Source organism: Shewanella sp. 10N.286.52.A9 (assembly GCF_041468985.1).
GTDB lineage: Bacteria > Pseudomonadota > Gammaproteobacteria > Enterobacterales > Shewanellaceae > Shewanella > Shewanella japonica.
The window spans coordinates 45,585-63,455 of the sequence record NZ_JBFRJQ010000009.1; the positions used below are offsets into that span (position 1 = coordinate 45,585).

Here is a 17,871-nt window from a genome sequence, read left to right on the forward strand (position 1 = left end):
ATGAATAAATGGATTATTAACAAGTCGCTTGTGTGCTCAATCGGCGCAATATTGATGTTATCAAGCTGCGTCAGCTGGGTGGCTCCCAATGTTAAATCTGAACTGGTTGCACTGCAGCGCGGTGAATATCAACTCGATAAGAATCATGCCGCGTTGCTATTTAAAATTCAGCATCTTGGTTTATCGACTTATGTGGGGCGTTTTAATCAGTTTGATGCTGAACTGACTTTTGACCCAGACAATATGGCCGCAGCGAGCTTAACCGCCGTAGTCGATATACAATCTGTTGATATCAACAATCCAGACTTAGCTGAGACCCTACAAGAATCCACTTGGTTTGATTCTGAAATTTTTCCTCAAGCGGTATTTGCAAGCCATACAGTCACCCCAATATCTGAGAGCCAATTTAATTTTACAGGCAACTTAACGCTTAAAGGGGTCACTCAACCCGTCACATTCAAAGCAACTTTTCATGGCGGCGCAGATAATTGGATGACAGGTAAGTACACTGTAGGGTTTAGTGCCATAGGTCGCATTAAGCGTTCTGACTTTAACATGAGCAGTTATATACCGATTGTCGGTGATGAAATAGATTTAGAAATTTATGCTGAATTTTTAAAATAGTTCTTGCTTAAAGCGGCTCTTGTTTAAAATAGCCCTTTTATGGCATCCCTTATGTAAAGTACCCCTTATTGACATCGCCTTGAACATTTAACCAAACGAGCACCAATGAAACTATTTGGATTGATATCTTGCCTAGCACTCATCATTGCAAGCTTTAGCCTATCTAGCTATTTAGGTTATTACGTGCTGCTCATAAACCTGATTTGTGCCGCCGTGACTTGGCATGATAAACGTGCTGCCAGTAAGCAAACATGGCGAGTGAAAGAGCGTACCTTATATATTTTAGCCTTCATTGGCGCCTGGCCAGCGGGCGTTCTTGCGCAGCAATATTTCCGCCATAAAACGCAAAAAACGCCCTTTAAGTGGATTTATTGGGTGATGATTGTTTTAAATATTTTATTAGTTATAAGCATGTGTTACTTGCAGTTAAGACACACAGGCATAAATTAACGCAAAGTCACCTTAAGCAAGCGTGAAACTTTACCCCAGCACTATCAATCAGTAACATGCGTAAAACGACAATCCACCAGAATACACACGAGAACTTACTATGAAAGTCTTATTGGCTATTTGCGTCATCGCTGGACTCATCTTTTACTTTTTTACTCAATCAAATAATAAAAAAGCAGCTCAAGAAAACATTATTAAAGGTGATGCATTCTTGCTAGAAAATCAGAAAAAAGAAGGGGTTGTAACAACACTGTCAGGGCTTCAATATTTAGTCATGCATAAAGGTGAAGGAACTGAGCATCCTAAAGCAACGGACACAGTTACTGTGCATTATCATGGCACTTTGATTGATGACACAGTGTTTGATAGCTCAGTGGAGCGTGGTCAAAGTATCGATTTCCCACTTAATCGTGTAATTCCAGGTTGGACTGAAGGTGTTCAGCTAATGACAGTTGGTGATAAATTTAAATTTTTTGTACCAAGCACCTTGGCTTACGGTAACCGCGCGGCAGGTAAAATTGAAGGCGGTTCAGTGTTAATTTTTGAAGTTGAATTACTCGCGATCAACTAAATCAAGCGTTCAACTAAATCAAAGTATTAACTCAACTCAATTATCACTCTAATACTTAACAAAACGCCCATTCGTCATTGCTAATGGGCGTATTTCAGCATTAGGTAAATATCAACGTTTACTGCCTGATGTCGATTTAATCAAATGATAACTAAATCTACGCTAGGCCAAAAGGATCATCGATTGATTTAGCGGGTTCAGTGAACCAAACCGCTCCCTTTTCGGTCATGTAAAAATGGTCCTCATGGCGCACGCCAAACTCTCCCGGCACACATAACATAGGCTCATTACTAAAGCACATTCCAGCAGTCAGTTCAGTATGATCATTTAATACCAAATATGGCCACTCATGGATGTCTAGTCCAACACCATGACCGGTTCTATGGGGTAAACCTGGTACATCGTAACCAGGGCCAAACCCCGCATTTACAATAACCTCACGCGCGGCTTTATCGACACTCGCACAAGTTTTACCAATTTGAGCAGCCTCAAAAGCAGCTAACTGAGCTTGTTGCTCTAGTTGCCATAGTTCGCGTTGGCGCTCATTAGGCTCACCAAAAACATAAGTACGAGTGATATCAGAATTGTAGCCTTGTAGCTGACAGCCAGTATCAATAAGTACCGTATCATTTACATCAAGAGATTTAGGCGACTTAACCCCGTGAGGATAAGCAGTATCTTCACCAAACAACACAATACAGAAATAAGAACCAGCAGGGGCTCCTACCTTTTTATGCGCTTCATGAATGAATTGCTCCACTTCAGCAGTCGTGATCCCTTCACGTAATATGCTAGCTGCTGCAATATGAACAGCCAAAGTCATGTCTTTGGCACGTTGTAATAAAGCAAGCTCTGATGCTGACTTAATCATCCGGCAGCCAGCTGTAATGCTTTTAGCATTGACGTATTCAAGCTCAGAGTTCGCTAATCGCATGCCATCAAAAATGAAAAACGCAGTTGACTCATCGATGCCAATTTTACCGGAAGATATACCCATCTGGCTGACTGTGTTGGCAAAAAGTGCGTAAGGGCTTTCATCTTCATGCCACGTATTTACCTTACCTTTAATCGCCATGAAGCCTTCTAAAGTATCTAGCTCAAACGCAGGTGCAATATATTCAACATCACCTGTTGCTGGGATGATGGCTCCAACCATGCGCTCACTGGCGTACCATTTAGTCCCAGTAAAATAGTATAAATTGGTACCAGCATTAACATAAATGGCTTCTATGCCCTGCTGCTGCATTAACTGTTGCGCTTTAGCAATACGTTGTTCAAATTCCACAAGTGCAATACTAACTACATCCTCTGTCATGTCCGATAAACTTGCCAGCGCTTGCTCTTGAGTTTGAGTACCAACTCCAATCGTCATAAATGACTCCAAAAAAAGTTAAGGGTGATGAGATTTTTGTCTTAGTGTAAACTGCAATTTGAAAATGTATACAATATAAATTCATATCAGTATTTACTGGTTTATCGCTCATGTAACATTTGCCCAATATAGTCTTTAACTTGCAAAGCGCCTCGGGCAATTGCGATAATCGCCTTTCATCAATAAGACTGAATCAATCAGCCCTCTCCAACGGAGTTATCATGTCAGACATTATTAATCAGCGCCTACAGGCCATTCGTGAAGAACTAACTAAACATAATCTCGATGCGTTTATTATTCCTAGAGCTGATGAATACCTCGGAGAATATGTCCCTGAGCGAAATGAGCGCCTACTATGGGCAACGGAATTTACTGGATCTGCTGGGATGGCAATTGTCTTAAAAGATTCTGCGGCAATTTTTGTTGATGGTCGCTATACCGTACAAGTTAAGCAACAGGTTAATGGCGAACTATTTAGTTACGAAAGCTTATACGATACCCCGCAAGTTGAATGGCTCATTGATCAATTAGGCTCAGGTAAACGTGTTGGAATCGACACTCGACTGCATACATTAGCTTGGTACCAACAAGCTGAGCATAAACTTACCAAAGCAGGACTTGAGCTAATCAGTGTTGCAGAAAACCCAATTGATATTCATTGGCATGACCGCCCAGTATTACCTAGTGAACCTATTACCCTATTTAGCCATGAAGGCGCCGGGCGAAATAGCCTTGAAAAACGTCAACAGATTGGTGCACTAGTCGCTAAAGAAGGCGCAGATATGGCATTGATTGCTGCATTAGATTCTTTCTGCTGGCTACTTAACATCCGTGGCAATGACGTTCCACGTCTACCTGTCACATTGGGCTGTGCATTATTATCAACCAATGGTGATATGACCTTATTTGCTGATATTGCCAAAATGCCAGCTGGATTCATTGAACATGTTGGCGCTGGTGTTGATTTCAAAGATGAGTCACTTCTAGCTGATTCTTTATCGCAACTTAACGGTGTAAAACTATTAGCTGACCCAAATACTGCCAATGCGTGGAGCCAACTCACGGCCCAACAAGCGGGTGCAGTATTAGTTGCAGGTAGCGACCCTGTCGCTTTACCAAAAGCACAAAAAAATGCAGCAGAACTTAACGGAATGCGCGCAAGCCATGTCAGAGATGGCGTAGCCGTTAGTCGTTTCCTTGCATGGCTTGACCGTGAAGTTGCCGCTAATGTGATGCACGATGAAGCACAGCTCGCTGATAAGCTTGAATCATTTCGTTTAACGGATCCACTTTACCGTGAGCCTAGCTTTGACACCATTTCTGCAACGGGTGGTAATGGCGCAATGTGCCATTACAATCACCTTGATGGCACGCCAAGCCAAATGACCATGAACAGCATTTACCTTGTTGACTCTGGCGCTCAATACATTGACGGTACGACTGATGTCACTCGCACCATCGCAATTGGTCATGTCACTGCTGAACAACAAAAAATGTTCACCTTAGTGCTTAAAGGCCATATTGCTCTTGATCAAGCTAAGTTCCCGAAAGGCACATCAGGCCAACAACTTGATGGATTTGCTCGCCAGTATTTATGGCAACATGGGTTTGATTATGATCATGGCACGGGTCATGGCGTGGGACATTTTTTAAGTGTTCATGAAGGCCCACAACGCATAGGTAAAAATGTTAATGGCGTAGCATTATTACCAGGAATGGTGCTTTCTAATGAGCCAGGTTATTACCGTGCTGATGAATTTGGTATTCGAATTGAAAACTTGGTGGCAGTTATCCCTTCACAGACACTGGTTAATGCTGAACGTGAGATGATGGAATTTGATGCACTCACCTTAATTCCGATGGATAAACGCCTAATTGATAAATCACTGTTAACTAAAGCCGAAATCAATTGGTTCAATCAATACCATGCCAAAGTATTTAGCACGTTATCGCCACTCATGCAGGGCGAAGATTTAACTTGGCTTACTCAAGTGACTAGTGAGTTATAACAACGCCATAAGTCAACGCTAACGAGCACTGAATACCAAGTTTTGAACAAAAACTTGGTATTTTTTTGTGTTTTTGCCTGTTTCTTCAAAATGTCATTAGATTAAGTTAAGAATTAATCAATTATATTTGTTATACTCCGCCGCCGCTTCTTATAGCAGTTATAATGAGCTTGTAAATAACCCGTTGAACGACGTGATAATGATAGGAACATATACCGATGAAATTTGAATCTTTTAGCTTCGCCCCTGAAATATTAAGTGCGATCGCTGATTGCGGTTATAAAACTATGACACCCGTTCAGCAACAAGCTATTCCAGCTATCCGCCGTGGTGAAGATGTACTTGCAAGTGCGCAAACGGGCACAGGTAAAACAGCTGCTTTTGCACTGCCTTTACTACAAAAAATGGTTGAGAATCCACGTGAAGTGCAACACTCAAACACCCGCGCGCTTATTTTAACGCCGACACGTGAGCTTGCTGCACAAGTTGCTGAAAACATCACTGATTACAGTAAAAATATTAACATTGAAGTGCTGACCATCTATGGTGGTGTAAAAGTGGCAACCCAAGCGCAAAAACTAAAGCGCGGCGCAGATATTATTGTTGCCACCCCTGGTCGCCTTTTAGAACACTTATTAGCCTGTAATTTAAGTTTATCAAACGTGGAATTTTTAGTACTTGATGAAGCCGATCGTATGTTAGATATGGGCTTTAGCACTGATATTCAAAAAATCCTGCAAGCCGTTAATAAGCAACGTCAAAACTTACTCTTCTCAGCTACTTTTTCAACATCAGTGAAAAAGTTAGCCAATGAAATGCTTAATAAGCCAAAAGTGATTACCGCTGATAAGCAAAACACCACAGCAGCAACAGTAAGCCAAGTAGTTTACCCCGTAGAGCAGCGCCGTAAGCGTGAGTTATTATCAGAGCTCATCGGTACCAAGAATTGGCAACAAGTATTAGTGTTTACCGCAACACGTGATGCCGCCGATGTATTGGTTAAAGAACTGAATTTAGATGGGATTCCATCTGCAGTTGTTCATGGAGAAAAAGGCCAAGGCAGCCGTCGCCGTGCATTACGTGAATTTGTTGAAGGTAAAGTTCGTGTGCTAGTTGCAACAGAAGTGGCAGCCCGTGGTTTAGATATTCAAAACCTAGGTTATGTTGTTAACTATGATTTACCTTTCCTTGCTGAAGATTATGTTCACCGTATTGGTCGCACAGGTCGAGCTGGTAAATCTGGCACTGCAATTTCATTTGTTAGCCGTGAAGAAGAGCGAACTCTTGCGGATATTGAAAAGTTAATCGATCAGCCTATTCGCAGAATTACCATGCCAGGTTACGAAGTCGGCAGCAGAGAGTTATTGCTAAAACAAATTCAAAAACGTCGTAGCTTTGCCAAAAAACAGCAACGAGTTGACAATGCGGGTGCACAAGTTGTTGCAGAGCGAAACATGCAAGGACGCCGTGTCACTGTTGGTAAATCAACCAGCACAGTTAAGTATAAAAAACTAAAATAGTTCATTAACTTAATATCAAAGCTTATCTAAATTAAGGCGCTACAAGCGCCTTTTTTATTGCCCCTCAAAGTTCAATTGCTGTCATTTTTATCGCTACACACCTAAGATGTAAATTTAAATTCACTTTTAAGTCTATATCATGAAATAAAAACTGTTATGCTCGGGTCTAGTAGATTGTGAAAGTAAAGTCACTGCTATGCACACTTTAAATTGAGACAACAATGAAGTAATGCCTTGTTTGGCATTCAATAAGACTAACCCTTTTTATTTGAATATGGATTTCAGCATGTTAAAAAAACTTATGTTAGCCGCAGCAATCACCTTGTTTAGTTTGCCTTCGCTGGCTAAACCAATAGCCAGTGATGAATACCACGTCATGCCATTAATGAATGGTCAGCAGATCCCAAGTGTTGTTTTACAAGATGTGAAAGGCAACAAAGTAGATTTAGCTGAGCTAACAGCGCAAAAGCCAACCATTTTCTTTTTCTACCGTGGTGGCTGGTGTCCATTCTGTAATATCCAAATGGGTCAGCTAAAAGCGATTGAGCCTAAGCTAATTGAAATGGGCTTTCAATTAGTGGGGATTTCACCTGACTCACCCGCTAAATTAAAAGCATCAATGACTGATAATGAATTAGATTACTTGCTGCTTTCTGATGAAAAAATGGCAGCATCACAAGCATTTGGTATTGCATTCTATACTAGCGAAAAAGTCACCAGCATGTATCAAGCTAAACTTAATGTGGACAATACCTTATGGACGACACCTGAAGGTGACAAACGCCTAGTTCTCCCTGTTCCTGCGGTTTATGTTGCAGATAAAAGTGGATTAGTGCATTTTCAATATATTAATCCGAATTACAAAGTCCGTCCGGCGCCAGAGTTAATTTTGACTGCTGCAGAATTACTGCAAAATCAGTAACCTGAATCTTAGCGTCAACCTTGGCGATAACTTATTGTTGTCGCCTACTCCCCTCTTCTTTAATCAGTCTGGTTTAGCCGTTTTCTTTTCTTTTAAACACAATCATTATCACCTTATCAAAAGGTTTTGACATAACAATTATTTAATCGCTGAAGCCAAGTTGGTAGCAGCAATTCAAGCTCCTCTGCTACAATACATCTTATATTATTCGTCTGATGACAACGCCCTATCACTGAACGATTTATCTGATACGGCAATTCAACCTAACGGTGTAAACAAAGTGCAAACCCAAACCTATAACCAAGCCATTTTAGCTGTGGCAGAAGCCGCTCAAATCGCATTAGCAGAGTCTGCAGCAAAACAAAAAGCCAAAAGAACATCCGCCCAAGAAAGCCACTTCTTGTGTGCTTGGTTAGTCGAAATGTTTAAAGTTAAACGTTTCCCTAAAGTCGTTGCCAATGATATTTCTGGCTGGATTACGTTAGCTCGTAGTAAAGGCGCCGGCGCCATGCTTCCGCAACTGTTTGATGCTATTGCGACTCAATACCGCCAAGTTGAAAAACCTGCCATATCCCAACATCAAGCAGTACAGGAGTTACTTGCAGAACTGGAAACGGACGACTGGTTTGTTATCGCAGATAGCGCTTTTTCAAATGAGCCTAAAACTAAACTAAAGCTTGCAGGAAATGGTCAATCAAGTTTGGTGGTATGTGAAGATCAACTAGCGCAGCACTTTGAAGGTGATAAACTCACTAAAGCATTGCCAATTTATGTTCGAGGTGACGAAAAGCATTTTGCACAAAAGGCGTTAGATAAAGGCTTATTAGTCAGCCCTGGAAATAAAAAAACCAGTATGATTAAGCACCATAAAACTTATTTAATTGCACCAAACAATCAATTAGGTGAGCTTTGCTTACTTGTCTCTATTTAGTCGTCACCTCAACAAGATAACGCCTTAACGCTAAACAAAGCGATGAGTGACAACGAAATAGCCATGAAGATATGGGCGCTTTAGACAAACTTTTAGCGCCCTATTGAGATTGGATTTATTGATGCTCGTGGGTATGTAACTGACCCACTTCTAAGACAGGTGATGCATCTAAATCTTCAGCATCCATCATACTTGAAATACGCTGCATAGTGGCCAGCATTTGCGACTGTTCCCATTCTTCCATTGATTCAAAACGGGTAATAAAGTGCTCTTGTAGCGGTGTTGGCGAGTCTTTTATGATGTCTTTGCCTTTTTCCGTTAAACTAATCCCCACTTTACGCTTGTCCGTTAATGACCTTGTACGCGTCACCAGTTCACGTTTTTCTAATCTATCTAAAATACTCGTAATCGTGGCAGAGCTGAGATTAATTGTCAGTGCGACCTCTTTTACCATCGCATTATCATGATCTGCAATTGCTTGGAGCACTAATAACTGTGGGCTAGTCAATCCAGTTTCTTTACTCAGCTTTTTTGAATATAAATCAATGGCTCGAATCACTTGCCGCAAAGAGACGAGTAACTCTTCATACTTTTTCATAAGACAAACTCAGTTCAATACTAATGATTTCAATTCTATCAAATGCGTAATCAATCCTAAATACCGCCTTTAGTCTTAATAAAGCACGAACCTGTAAACTTTTCATGCAACATAGGTTGATCTTATTTAACAACTCCGTATCATAATAGTTTGTATTCTAATTATTAGTAGTAAACACATGTTGCAACCACGCGTTTTAAAGTCGTCACTGTTTTCAATCTCAAAATCTAGACTAATAGCAAGAAATTCACTGGAATTCGTTTGTTTTTGGTTAATCCTCGCAAGTTATATATTCAGCCCTTTGTATACAATATATAAATCGTACTCAAACGATAAAAATATAAAGTGATGAAAAATTCGTATTTAACATTCGCATTAAATTATTTTTTGATATTGATGTTAACTGGCAATACGATCAATTATCCCAGTACAAGCAAATCCCTCATTCAGCGTAAACACAACAAGCTGAATCGCATTTGCTGCGCCCAAAGGCCTATACACTCTTACTTACAGGCGTGTAGCAGGCTGTATGAGTATTTTTTTAGCTATAAGAAAACCAATACTGCTGTTGGGTTATTTATCAGCTCGTTTGCTGTGTTTGGTTTCAAGTTCACACCACAATTTTACTTTAGCTTAGTTTTTACAACTTTCGTTGCCGAGCTTTCAGGCCCTACTTTCAATTTATCCCAACGATATTATTCATATTCCACTTCATTCAAAAACACATTTATCAGTATCAGTGTATTGATTAACTGGTTCTGCTTAACAGTGCTACAAGGTAGTTTTTCAGTTATTCGGTTTGCCATTCTTTTACGACTTAAATTAAGCATTAACGCACTAGCCACCAAAAGTGCACTAACCACAAAAGTCGCTTTCTTCTTTAGCCATCTACTACCTCAACAAATAACCCTTAAATTTAAATTAGTTAATCGAAAGCTTGTTAAAAGCACATCACAAGAGGAACTATGTCTTTACGTCACAACACGCGCATCGTAGTCAAAGTTGGCAGTGCCCTTATTGCACCAGGAAACGATGGCTGTAGCGCTAAATACCTTAAAAATATTGCTCAGTTTATTCAAAACTGTCGCCAGCAAGGACAACAAGTAATACTTGTTTCATCTGGCTCTGTTGCTGCTGGGCGACAATGGTTTGATGTTGATTCGCCAACTAAAGCGTTAAAGAAAGCCATGGCAGCGGCAGGTCAAAATGACATGATGGCAATATGGGCTAAGTTACTCGATATGCCATTAGCCCAAATCCTGTTAACTCATGCAGATTTATGTAATAGAGAACGCTACGTCAGTATCAAAGACACCATTGAGTCATTGTTAGAGCACAATGTACTGCCTGTAATTAATGAAAATGACACCATGACGTCTGAAGAACTTAAAGTGGGTGATAACGACAACCTAGCAGCGATGGCAGCGGCGGCAATTGATGCTGATACCCTTATCATGTGCACAGACGTTAACGGCCTTTATGATAAAAACCCACATCAATACGACAACGCCCAACTTATTCAGCAAGTGAATGAGATAACCTCCAAAATATATTCAATGGCGGGAGGCGCGGTAAGCGCAACTGGCACAGGAGGGATGTTAACTAAAATCCAAGCGGCAGAAAAAGCCACTGCACAGGGTATTGATACCTTAATTATTAATGGGTTTGAGAATGCCTCTTTCGAACAACTACTGGCAGGTAAAAACCCTGGCACCCACTTCCTAGCTAATATCGAGCCACTCTCACCCGCGATTCATTGGATGACGCACACTGTCAAAGAGCGTGGTGAAGTCATCATTAATGACACCACAACCACCCACTTTGCAAGTGATGAAGATATGCTCACAAGTGGCAATATCCTTGAGGTGAAGGGGCAGTTTTCGGCAGGAGATACCATCTTAGTATCGACCGATGATGGCACCAAAGTGGCTAAAGCTCAAACCAATTACAGTAGCTGTTTACTTAATTATATCGCTCAAGAACAGGATGACGAGAATACAAGCCAAAGCTATTTTGCGCAAAACGATTCTATTATTTCGAAAGAGCACTTAACCGTATTGGAGAACGAATGAATTTAATTACAGATATTGCAAAGCAGGCCTCACAGGCCTCACGCTCTTTAGTTAACTTAGACACCGAAACTAAAAACCATATTCTAAACGTTATGGCAGCAGAATTGCGCAATGCGGTGACCACGATCCTCGAAGCGAATCAACTGGATATGGACAATGCAAAACAAAATAACTTAGCCAGTGCCATGCAAGACAGATTGCTATTAAACGAACAACGAATTGAACTAATGGCAAAAGGACTAGAAGAGGTAGCACTACTCCCCGATCCTGTTGGTAAAATCCGCGACTTAGGTGAGCAGCCTAATGGCATCAAGATCAGTAAAATGCGCATCCCACTTGGCGTTGTCTGCATGATCTATGAAGCAAGACCCAATGTCACCGCTGATGCTGGCGCATTATGCTTTAAATCAGGCAATGCCATTATTTTACGTGGCGGTAAAGAAGCATTGCATTCAAGCAAAGCCATTGCCTCAATACTACAAAAAACCTTAGTCAAATTTGATTTACCTGAAGCACTCATTAGCGTCGTGCCCAACGCTGACAGAGCCTTATTAATGGATTTAATGCAACAACGTGAATATATTGATGTCATTATTCCTCGAGGCGGTGAAGGGTTAATTAACTTTGTCACAGATAACAGTAAAGTGCCTGTAATTCAACACTTTAAAGGAGTCTGCCATTTGTATATAGACAAATATGCTGACTTCGACAAAGCCATTAAATTACTGTTAAACGGTAAGACACAACGAACAGGCGTGTGTAATGCGCTAGAAGGATTAATCGTTCATAAAGCCATTTTAAATGACTTTATGCCGTTAGTTGCTAAACATATGGCAGAGCAAAATGTCTTGATTAACGCCTGCCAAACCAGCCTCCCATTTTTTAACCAAGCTCAATTATTGCAAGATGACCAATTTGGTACAGAATATCTCGACCTTGAAATAGCGGTTAAAACTGTCGATAGTTTGAATGGAGCACTGGATCATATCCATCAGTTTGGCAGTAATCATACCGAGGTTATTTGCACTGAAGACAAACAGCGTGGTGAGTTATTTCAGCGCAGTGTTGATGCTTCAGTCGTGATGGTGAATGCCTCATCGCGATTTTCTGACGGTAGCCAATTAGGCTTAGGCGCTGAAATAGGTATTGCTACGACAAAATTACACGCCTATGGTCCAATGGGACTGGAATCGTTAACGGCTGAAAAATTTTTAGTTTCAGGTGATGGTCAAGTTCGAGATTAGTAATATCACCAGTCAATAAATAGTGATCACATTGACGTCCTTGTCGTTAAATCAACGGTATTTGGATAAAAATAAAGCCCTTTCGAGGGCTTTACTATTTATTTTCTAAATTAAGGTAGCCAGACACCTTGGCTAAAATGGGTTAAGACTATAACCTTCTTGGGCTAATACGGCATGAGCTGTCATTGCCGACAAAGCCATATCGACACCTGGTAATAATGCCGTGTGTTCTAAACCATAATAAGCAGCGCTTTGGCCGCAAATATAAATTTTAACGCCATGATTTATCAGCTGCTGCACTAACTCTTTATTCGGATTTCCCTCACTAACATCTTTGCCATGAACCTGTTGGTAAAAAGCATCATTAGCCAAGTCAGTTATCGACGATCCATGAACGACCATAGCTAATTGAATATCTTGTGGCTTAACGTCTGCCTCAACATGCATATTAATAAACCGTGCTAAGGTATTTAGGCTACGATTAACTTCGCTGGGCTTAGCAGCTTTGCTCATATCAAAGGCCACTTTAAATACCATACCTTTTGGGATCACTAAGCTCGACGTCACTGGCGCAATCTTACCGTATTCTTTTATGGTCGTGCCGGATTTAAAAGCCTCTTTGCCAGCAATGGCTGACGGTGACATCAGCATAAGCGCTCCAATAAATAGCACTGTGCTGACATTGAAAACCTGCTGATAATAGTTAACCATTTAATCTGCTTCCTTGTGATAATACGATTTATAAAGATGCGTAATAAACCTTTCAAACTCTAATCAGTTAATGTTGATTTAACAAGCAATAGATAAGCTGTCGGTATTTGCCAAGCGTATGCGTATAGCTGAGCAATAACAAAACTATCTTGCACAGATCAGTTTGGTTATAATGGCGCCTGTTGACAGTAGTTGTTGTGAACTTACTTTGTCATACACTATTTTCGTATAAGCCATAAACCTTATACCTACAGCATTTGTTTCAGGAGTTCCCATGGCTCGCCAAGTCATTTATACCTTTAAAGGTCAAACCAAAACTATCGCATTCAGTTACGACAAACATCATGATCTTTACGAAGCTGCTGCAGAAGCTGAAGGTATCGACTTAAGCCGCTTTTTAGCGATGGAACAGCAAATAGCGCTCACTTCTAAAAAAGGGGCTCGCGCCGAGAAGGATTTCCGTAAAACTGAGTTTGCTCGCTTTGGCTTTTCAAGCATTAAGTTTGTGCGCGAAGACGACGAAGAAACATCAAATAGCTAATCGATAGGAAATCACATGATCAACACAGAACACGCAAACTTTCCTCGAGCCAGCTTCACGAGACGTTGCGGTGCAATGATTTATGACGGCCTATTAGCCGTTGCCGTTTATATGGTGGCAGGAGCTGTCGGCTTTGGTATATTTTTAGGCCTAACCAGCACAGGTGTTATCGGCATGAATGGTCACGAGCATGTATCAGATCTACTAAATCAAACACCGCTTTATCAAGGAATTTACCAGCTTTGGTTGGTGATGTGTGTTGTGGCTTTTTATGCGCTATTTTGGAGTCGTGGTGGCCAAACTCTCGGCATGCGAGCGTGGCGCCTGAAAGTTCAGCACCCAAACGGACAAAATTTAAGTTTCATCACTGCCGTAGCTCGGGTTGTATGGTCATTTGCAGGGGTTAGTAACCTGTTTATTTTAATTAATCCTGACAAGCTTGCCCTACAAGATAAAATGACACGCTCCGAAGTTGTAGTGCTATCGGTTGAGGCTAATCAAATGCGCAACTGGCATGGTGCTTAACCGCAATATTAGCTAACGAGAAAACCTGCTTAATCTTCATAAGCCAACTGAATTTTCAGTTGGCTTTTTTGATGGAATTACAGCCTTATCCGATAAAAAAGCCTTTGTGACAGGTGTTGTCCTCTCAAAAGAAGTCGAAAATACTCTATTTGACCAACAATTCCTGCACAGCAAGTTCAATCTAACTTGGCGTTGGTTAAATACTACGCTATCTTAGGGGACAAGGTGTTAAGTAGTCTAAGTGACTCTGTGAAGTGACATCTTAATAAAGGAATATTAAGTTCTCAAAAGGAAGCTGATTAACAGTTGAAATTTTTAACAGCGATTAAAACATTGCTTGTCAATTATCTTAACCGAGGTACTGAGCTTTATGACGACCCAGAAAAGCGTCATAGAATACTCATTATCAATTGGTTCGGGATGGTTGGGTTTTCGATTACATTTATTTTAGGTATCAACGCTTACTTTCAAAATAACGACCGACTTGCCATTGTTTTGCTGCTATCTTGCGTTCTTTTTTTCTTATCTTTATTGAATCACTGGAAGTTTTTAAAACAGTATCGGTTTGAAACCTCTGCCACACTCATCCAGCTTAGTTTGCTCGCCTTAATGCTGTATTTAGTTTATAGCGGTGGGGCCAATAACACTGGGCCATTATGGGTTTTTTTAGTCCCTCCTGTCATGATGTTCTTTGGCGGGCTTAAAGGTGGTTTACGCAATACCAGTGTGTTTATCACGTGTTACTGCATCATCATGTTTTATCCAGAAAATCAATTACTTGAAGCGAGTTACACACACGAGTTTAAAACCCGTGTGCTGTACTCATTAATTACACTGACTTTCTTATCTGGATATTACGAATACTCTCGCCATCAATCATTTCAACATGTAAAGCAATTGAGCGCCAAATTTGAACAACAAGCTTTACGGGATCACTTAACCGATATTCCTAATCGACGAGCCATGATGGAGCAACTTAACTACGAGTATGCCAGAGTCGTTAGAAATAATTATGATATGAGCATACTGCTTATTGATGTGGATTTTTTCAAAAAGATTAACGATAAATACGGTCATCAATGTGGTGATGAAGTGCTTATTAAGTTGGCAAAATCCTTTACTGCCACCTTACGTAAGCAAGATATGATTTCACGTTGGGGTGGTGAAGAATTTCTGATTTTATTGCCTCACACGGGGTTTAATGACGCATTTGAAGTGGCAGAAAAAATCAGGAAAACTATCCAACAAAATCCTATAACATTCGATGATAAAACGATTGAGATAACGGTCAGTATCGGTATAGGTAAAGCTGATATCCATCATTCTGTTGACTCGGCAATATCTCAGGCCGATGAACATTTATATCAAGCTAAAGAAGAAGGACGTGATAGTGTCTATCCCAAAGTGGACAAAATAGCCTAGCCATTTACATTTCTATTTCCATCATTAACATTCTTTGTTGATATTCCATGAATAAAAAAGCCAGCAACTGCTGGCTTTTTAGGACTATTTTTTAAATAAGATGTCGTTTGTATTTGGCGCAATTAAGTTACTTACGAATATAGTAAAGCGCACCTAAACTAAATAATAACGGCGGCATCCCAGCACTGATGTATGCTGGCAGACCATAAACAATACTCAATGGTCCAAAGATTTCGCTACAGATATAAAAACTAAACCCAGCCACCACGCCTAATAACACTCGTGCGCCCATTGTTACCGTTCGTAAAGGTCCAAATACGAAAGATAACGCAACCAAAATCATCACTGCGACCGTCACTGGTTGCATAATTTTACGCCAAAGCGCTAATTCATAACGGCTAGGATCTTGTTGATTTACTTTCAAGTAGTCCAAATAGCCAATGAGTCCTTGAATACTCAAGGCTTCAGGTTTAACCGATACGACACTTAGCTTGTCTGGGGTGAGTGTTGAGTTCCACACTCTTTCTTCTTGGTACTCTAGGGTAATCTTTTCTTCAGTGATGTGCGTATTTTTCACATCCATTAATCGCCATACGCCATTAGCGAAATTCGCTCGCATCGCTTGGGTCATGGTTTTTAATTTAAGGTCATCATCAAATTCATAAAAAGTGATATTGTTGAGGGTGTTAATGGACTCTACCTCGCCAATATTGACAAATAAATCACCGTCTCTCGCCCATACACCGCGATGAGACTTAATCAAACTACCGCCAGATACCTTAGTTGCTTGTAGCTCTTTAGCACTTCGTTCAGCAACTGGAGCGCCCCACTCGCCTAATGCCATAACAATAATCATGAGGGGAATAGCTGTTTTCATCGCAGAAACAGTGATTTGTAACCGAGACATGCCTGAAGCCTGCATCACGACTAATTCTGAATTAGAGGCGAGCATCCCCATACCAATTAACGCACCCAGTAATACCGCGATAGGGAAAAACAACTCAATGTCACGTGGAATTAAATACAGCACATAAATCACTGCATCTAACATGGTATAAGCACCACGCCCCACAACTCGCAGTTGATCAACCCATTTAATAATTCCTGACAAACCTGTCAAGATAAGTAGACATAATGCAGATGTACTAATAATAACGCGAGCAATGTAGAGGTCTAATATCTTCATGATGCCACCTGCTTGCGCTTAAAGCTTTGCAATAATTTGGCGCCACTTGGACGTTCCTTACCTAACAAAAATAATCCAATCACTAATGCAGAACCATGGATCCACCACATACCTAAAGCAAGTGGTATAACTTCATCTTCCAAGGCTTTTCGACCTGCAACCATTAATCCGAAATAGCCCAAATAGAGCAAAATAGCAGGGAACATTTTAGCAAACTTACCTTGCCTTACATTGACACGAGCTAATGGCACAGCAATTAACGTCATCAGTGGAATAGCTAGTGGTAACGCTAATCGCCACTGGAACTCTGCAACCGCCTCTGGCCCAGGAGTATCAAGTAGCTCACCCACTGGCAGTGCAGACATTTTACGCCGCCTTTCATCCACTTCTTGCTCTTTAATTTCCATCCGATAACCACCAAACTCAATCATTTGATAGTCGAGGTTTTGAGCGCTACCTTGATAACGAATACCATTATCTAACTGTAATTGTTGACTGCCAAAGCTGTCTTCAACCACACGACCTTGCTCAGAAACAACAATATTAGTTAGGCCTTCTTCGTCTTCTGGATCGGGAAGTTGCGCAACAAATACTTTTTCAAGTTCATTGGACTTAGATATTTTTTCTACAAAAAGAACCGCCCTACCATTAGGACTTGCCTGAAAACGGCCTTGAACAATCGCAGCAAGGCCTGCTTCTGACTGGGCCTGCTCTAATACTTGATTTTGCCTCTCTTCCGCCCACGGTCCAACATACACAGATAAAATACCTGTGAATATTAAATTGGCCACGGCAATCAGTAAAGTAACGCGAGTAACATACCACTCACTGATCCCAACGCCATGGAGCACCACCATTTCGTTTTCGGCATACATTCGCCCGTGAGCAAGTAAAATGCCCAAGAAAAAACTTAATGGCAGCACCAATACCGTCAATTGCGGTAAATTTAGACCTAATAAGGTCAATACTAATGTGGCGGGAAATTCGCCATTTGAGGCATCCCCTAATACACGCACAAATTGCTGGCTAATAAAAATAGTTAATAGCACCAAAAGTATCGCAAATTGCGCTTTTAAAACTTCAACGATCAAGTATCTAAATACAATCACAGGTAGGATCCACTGTCTAAACTTGTCTTTTTGCTGGTATCAGAGTAAGTTCACTATAAAATGT

General features: G+C 40.8%; 17 protein-coding genes. 12 read left to right on the plus strand and 5 right to left on the minus strand.

Features of this window, described 5'->3' with window-relative positions:
• The 3 genes from AB4128_RS08555 (at position 1) to AB4128_RS08565 (ending at position 1,645) form a co-directional block, all read left to right on the plus strand.
• Entirely contained in the window at positions 1 to 624 is a 624-nt protein-coding gene (locus tag AB4128_RS08555) for a YceI family protein (protein WP_372037446.1), read from the plus strand.
• A gap of 105 nt (positions 625 to 729) precedes the next feature.
• On the plus strand, positions 730 to 1,074 hold the full coding sequence (locus AB4128_RS08560; RefSeq protein ID WP_055024271.1) for a DUF1294 domain-containing protein: 345 nt from the start codon (positions 730 to 732) through the stop codon (positions 1,072 to 1,074).
• Positions 1,075 to 1,174: 100 nt separating this feature from the next.
• Positions 1,175 to 1,645, plus strand: coding sequence for an FKBP-type peptidyl-prolyl cis-trans isomerase (locus AB4128_RS08565; protein WP_055024272.1), 471 nt, complete (start codon positions 1,175 to 1,177; stop codon positions 1,643 to 1,645).
• Positions 1,646 to 1,802: 157 nt separating this feature from the next.
• Here AB4128_RS08565 and AB4128_RS08570 read toward each other — a convergent pair whose 3' ends face one another.
• On the minus strand, positions 1,803 to 3,017 hold the full coding sequence (locus AB4128_RS08570; protein ID WP_372037447.1) for a M24 family metallopeptidase: 1,215 nt from the start codon (positions 3,015 to 3,017) through the stop codon (positions 1,803 to 1,805).
• 221 nt (positions 3,018 to 3,238) lie between these two features.
• On the opposite strand from AB4128_RS08570, the gene AB4128_RS08575 reads away from it, so the two are divergent.
• The 4 genes from AB4128_RS08575 to AB4128_RS08590 all read left to right on the plus strand — a co-directional run bounded on the left by AB4128_RS08575 (position 3,239) and on the right by AB4128_RS08590 (position 8,399).
• Complete coding sequence (locus AB4128_RS08575; RefSeq protein ID WP_372037448.1) at positions 3,239 to 5,026, plus strand: aminopeptidase P family protein; 1,788 nt, start codon at positions 3,239 to 3,241, stop codon at positions 5,024 to 5,026.
• Positions 5,027 to 5,244: 218 nt separating this feature from the next.
• Complete coding sequence (locus tag AB4128_RS08580; protein WP_065109002.1) at positions 5,245 to 6,546, plus strand: DEAD/DEAH box helicase; 1,302 nt, start codon at positions 5,245 to 5,247, stop codon at positions 6,544 to 6,546.
• Between the two features lie 286 nt (positions 6,547 to 6,832).
• On the plus strand, positions 6,833 to 7,468 hold the full coding sequence (locus AB4128_RS08585; RefSeq protein WP_080915173.1) for a peroxiredoxin-like family protein: 636 nt from the start codon (positions 6,833 to 6,835) through the stop codon (positions 7,466 to 7,468).
• Positions 7,469 to 7,628: 160 nt separating this feature from the next.
• Positions 7,629 to 8,399: a DUF2913 family protein gene (locus AB4128_RS08590; protein WP_372037449.1), complete on the plus strand. Its 771-nt coding sequence runs from the start codon at positions 7,629 to 7,631 to the stop codon at positions 8,397 to 8,399.
• Positions 8,400 to 8,514: 115 nt separating this feature from the next.
• Here AB4128_RS08590 and AB4128_RS08595 read toward each other — a convergent pair whose 3' ends face one another.
• The gene (locus AB4128_RS08595; protein ID WP_055024276.1) at positions 8,515 to 8,997 is read right to left on the minus strand and encodes a MarR family winged helix-turn-helix transcriptional regulator; all 483 of its coding nucleotides are present in this window, start codon (positions 8,995 to 8,997) and stop codon (positions 8,515 to 8,517) included.
• 965 nt (positions 8,998 to 9,962) lie between these two features.
• On the opposite strand from AB4128_RS08595, the gene proB reads away from it, so the two are divergent.
• A complete protein-coding gene (gene proB / locus AB4128_RS08600) occupies positions 9,963 to 11,069 on the plus strand; it encodes a glutamate 5-kinase (protein WP_372037450.1) in 1,107 nt (368 codons plus the stop codon).
• Complete coding sequence (locus AB4128_RS08605; RefSeq protein ID WP_192022304.1) at positions 11,066 to 12,313, plus strand: glutamate-5-semialdehyde dehydrogenase; 1,248 nt, start codon at positions 11,066 to 11,068, stop codon at positions 12,311 to 12,313. The genes proB and AB4128_RS08605 overlap by 4 nt, the downstream gene beginning before the upstream one ends.
• Before the next feature lie 132 nt (positions 12,314 to 12,445).
• Here the strand turns inward: AB4128_RS08605 and AB4128_RS08610 are convergent, their stop codons facing one another.
• On the minus strand, positions 12,446 to 13,024 hold the full coding sequence (locus AB4128_RS08610; protein WP_080915171.1) for a DsrE family protein: 579 nt from the start codon (positions 13,022 to 13,024) through the stop codon (positions 12,446 to 12,448).
• A 274-nt stretch (positions 13,025 to 13,298) separates the two neighbouring features.
• On the opposite strand from AB4128_RS08610, the gene AB4128_RS08615 reads away from it, so the two are divergent.
• The 3 genes from AB4128_RS08615 (at position 13,299) to AB4128_RS08625 (ending at position 15,512) form a co-directional block, all read left to right on the plus strand.
• Positions 13,299 to 13,565 carry a DUF2960 domain-containing protein gene (locus AB4128_RS08615; RefSeq protein ID WP_055024280.1) on the plus strand — a complete coding sequence of 89 codons (267 nt, stop codon included), beginning with the start codon at positions 13,299 to 13,301 and terminating at the stop codon, positions 13,563 to 13,565.
• Between the two features lie 15 nt (positions 13,566 to 13,580).
• Positions 13,581 to 14,090, plus strand: coding sequence for an RDD family protein (locus tag AB4128_RS08620; protein WP_080915170.1), 510 nt, complete (start codon positions 13,581 to 13,583; stop codon positions 14,088 to 14,090).
• 306 nt (positions 14,091 to 14,396) lie between these two features.
• On the plus strand, positions 14,397 to 15,512 hold the full coding sequence (locus AB4128_RS08625; protein ID WP_372037451.1) for a GGDEF domain-containing protein: 1,116 nt from the start codon (positions 14,397 to 14,399) through the stop codon (positions 15,510 to 15,512).
• Between the two features lie 127 nt (positions 15,513 to 15,639).
• Here the strand turns inward: AB4128_RS08625 and lptG are convergent, their stop codons facing one another.
• Entirely contained in the window at positions 15,640 to 16,698 is a 1,059-nt protein-coding gene (gene lptG / locus AB4128_RS08630; RefSeq protein ID WP_055024283.1) for an LPS export ABC transporter permease LptG, read from the minus strand.
• Entirely contained in the window at positions 16,695 to 17,807 is a 1,113-nt protein-coding gene (gene lptF / locus AB4128_RS08635) for an LPS export ABC transporter permease LptF (protein WP_055024284.1), read from the minus strand. Before lptF ends, lptG begins: the two co-directional genes overlap by 4 nt.
• Positions 17,808 to 17,871 lie beyond the last annotated feature (64 nt).

What these genes read in the sequence shown, in the direction of transcription:
- AB4128_RS08555 (WP_372037446.1), top strand. Translation starts at nt 1, where the DNA reads ATGAATAAATGGATTATTAACAAGTCGCTTGTGTGCTCAATCGGCGCA.
- AB4128_RS08560 (WP_055024271.1), top strand. Translation starts at nt 730, where the DNA reads ATGAAACTATTTGGATTGATATCTTGCCTAGCACTCATCATTGCAAGC.
- AB4128_RS08565 (WP_055024272.1), top strand. Translation starts at nt 1,175, where the DNA reads ATGAAAGTCTTATTGGCTATTTGCGTCATCGCTGGACTCATCTTTTAC.
- AB4128_RS08570 (WP_372037447.1), bottom strand. Translation starts at nt 3,017, where the DNA reads ATGACGATTGGAGTTGGTACTCAAACTCAAGAGCAAGCGCTGGCAAGT.
- AB4128_RS08575 (WP_372037448.1), top strand. Translation starts at nt 3,239, where the DNA reads ATGTCAGACATTATTAATCAGCGCCTACAGGCCATTCGTGAAGAACTA.
- AB4128_RS08580 (WP_065109002.1), top strand. Translation starts at nt 5,245, where the DNA reads ATGAAATTTGAATCTTTTAGCTTCGCCCCTGAAATATTAAGTGCGATC.
- AB4128_RS08585 (WP_080915173.1), top strand. Translation starts at nt 6,833, where the DNA reads ATGTTAAAAAAACTTATGTTAGCCGCAGCAATCACCTTGTTTAGTTTG.
- AB4128_RS08595 (WP_055024276.1), bottom strand. Translation starts at nt 8,997, where the DNA reads ATGAAAAAGTATGAAGAGTTACTCGTCTCTTTGCGGCAAGTGATTCGA.
- proB (WP_372037450.1), top strand. Translation starts at nt 9,963, where the DNA reads ATGTCTTTACGTCACAACACGCGCATCGTAGTCAAAGTTGGCAGTGCC.
- AB4128_RS08605 (WP_192022304.1), top strand. Translation starts at nt 11,066, where the DNA reads ATGAATTTAATTACAGATATTGCAAAGCAGGCCTCACAGGCCTCACGC.
- AB4128_RS08610 (WP_080915171.1), bottom strand. Translation starts at nt 13,024, where the DNA reads ATGGTTAACTATTATCAGCAGGTTTTCAATGTCAGCACAGTGCTATTT.
- AB4128_RS08615 (WP_055024280.1), top strand. Translation starts at nt 13,299, where the DNA reads ATGGCTCGCCAAGTCATTTATACCTTTAAAGGTCAAACCAAAACTATC.
- AB4128_RS08620 (WP_080915170.1), top strand. Translation starts at nt 13,581, where the DNA reads ATGATCAACACAGAACACGCAAACTTTCCTCGAGCCAGCTTCACGAGA.
- lptG (WP_055024283.1), bottom strand. Translation starts at nt 16,698, where the DNA reads ATGAAGATATTAGACCTCTACATTGCTCGCGTTATTATTAGTACATCT.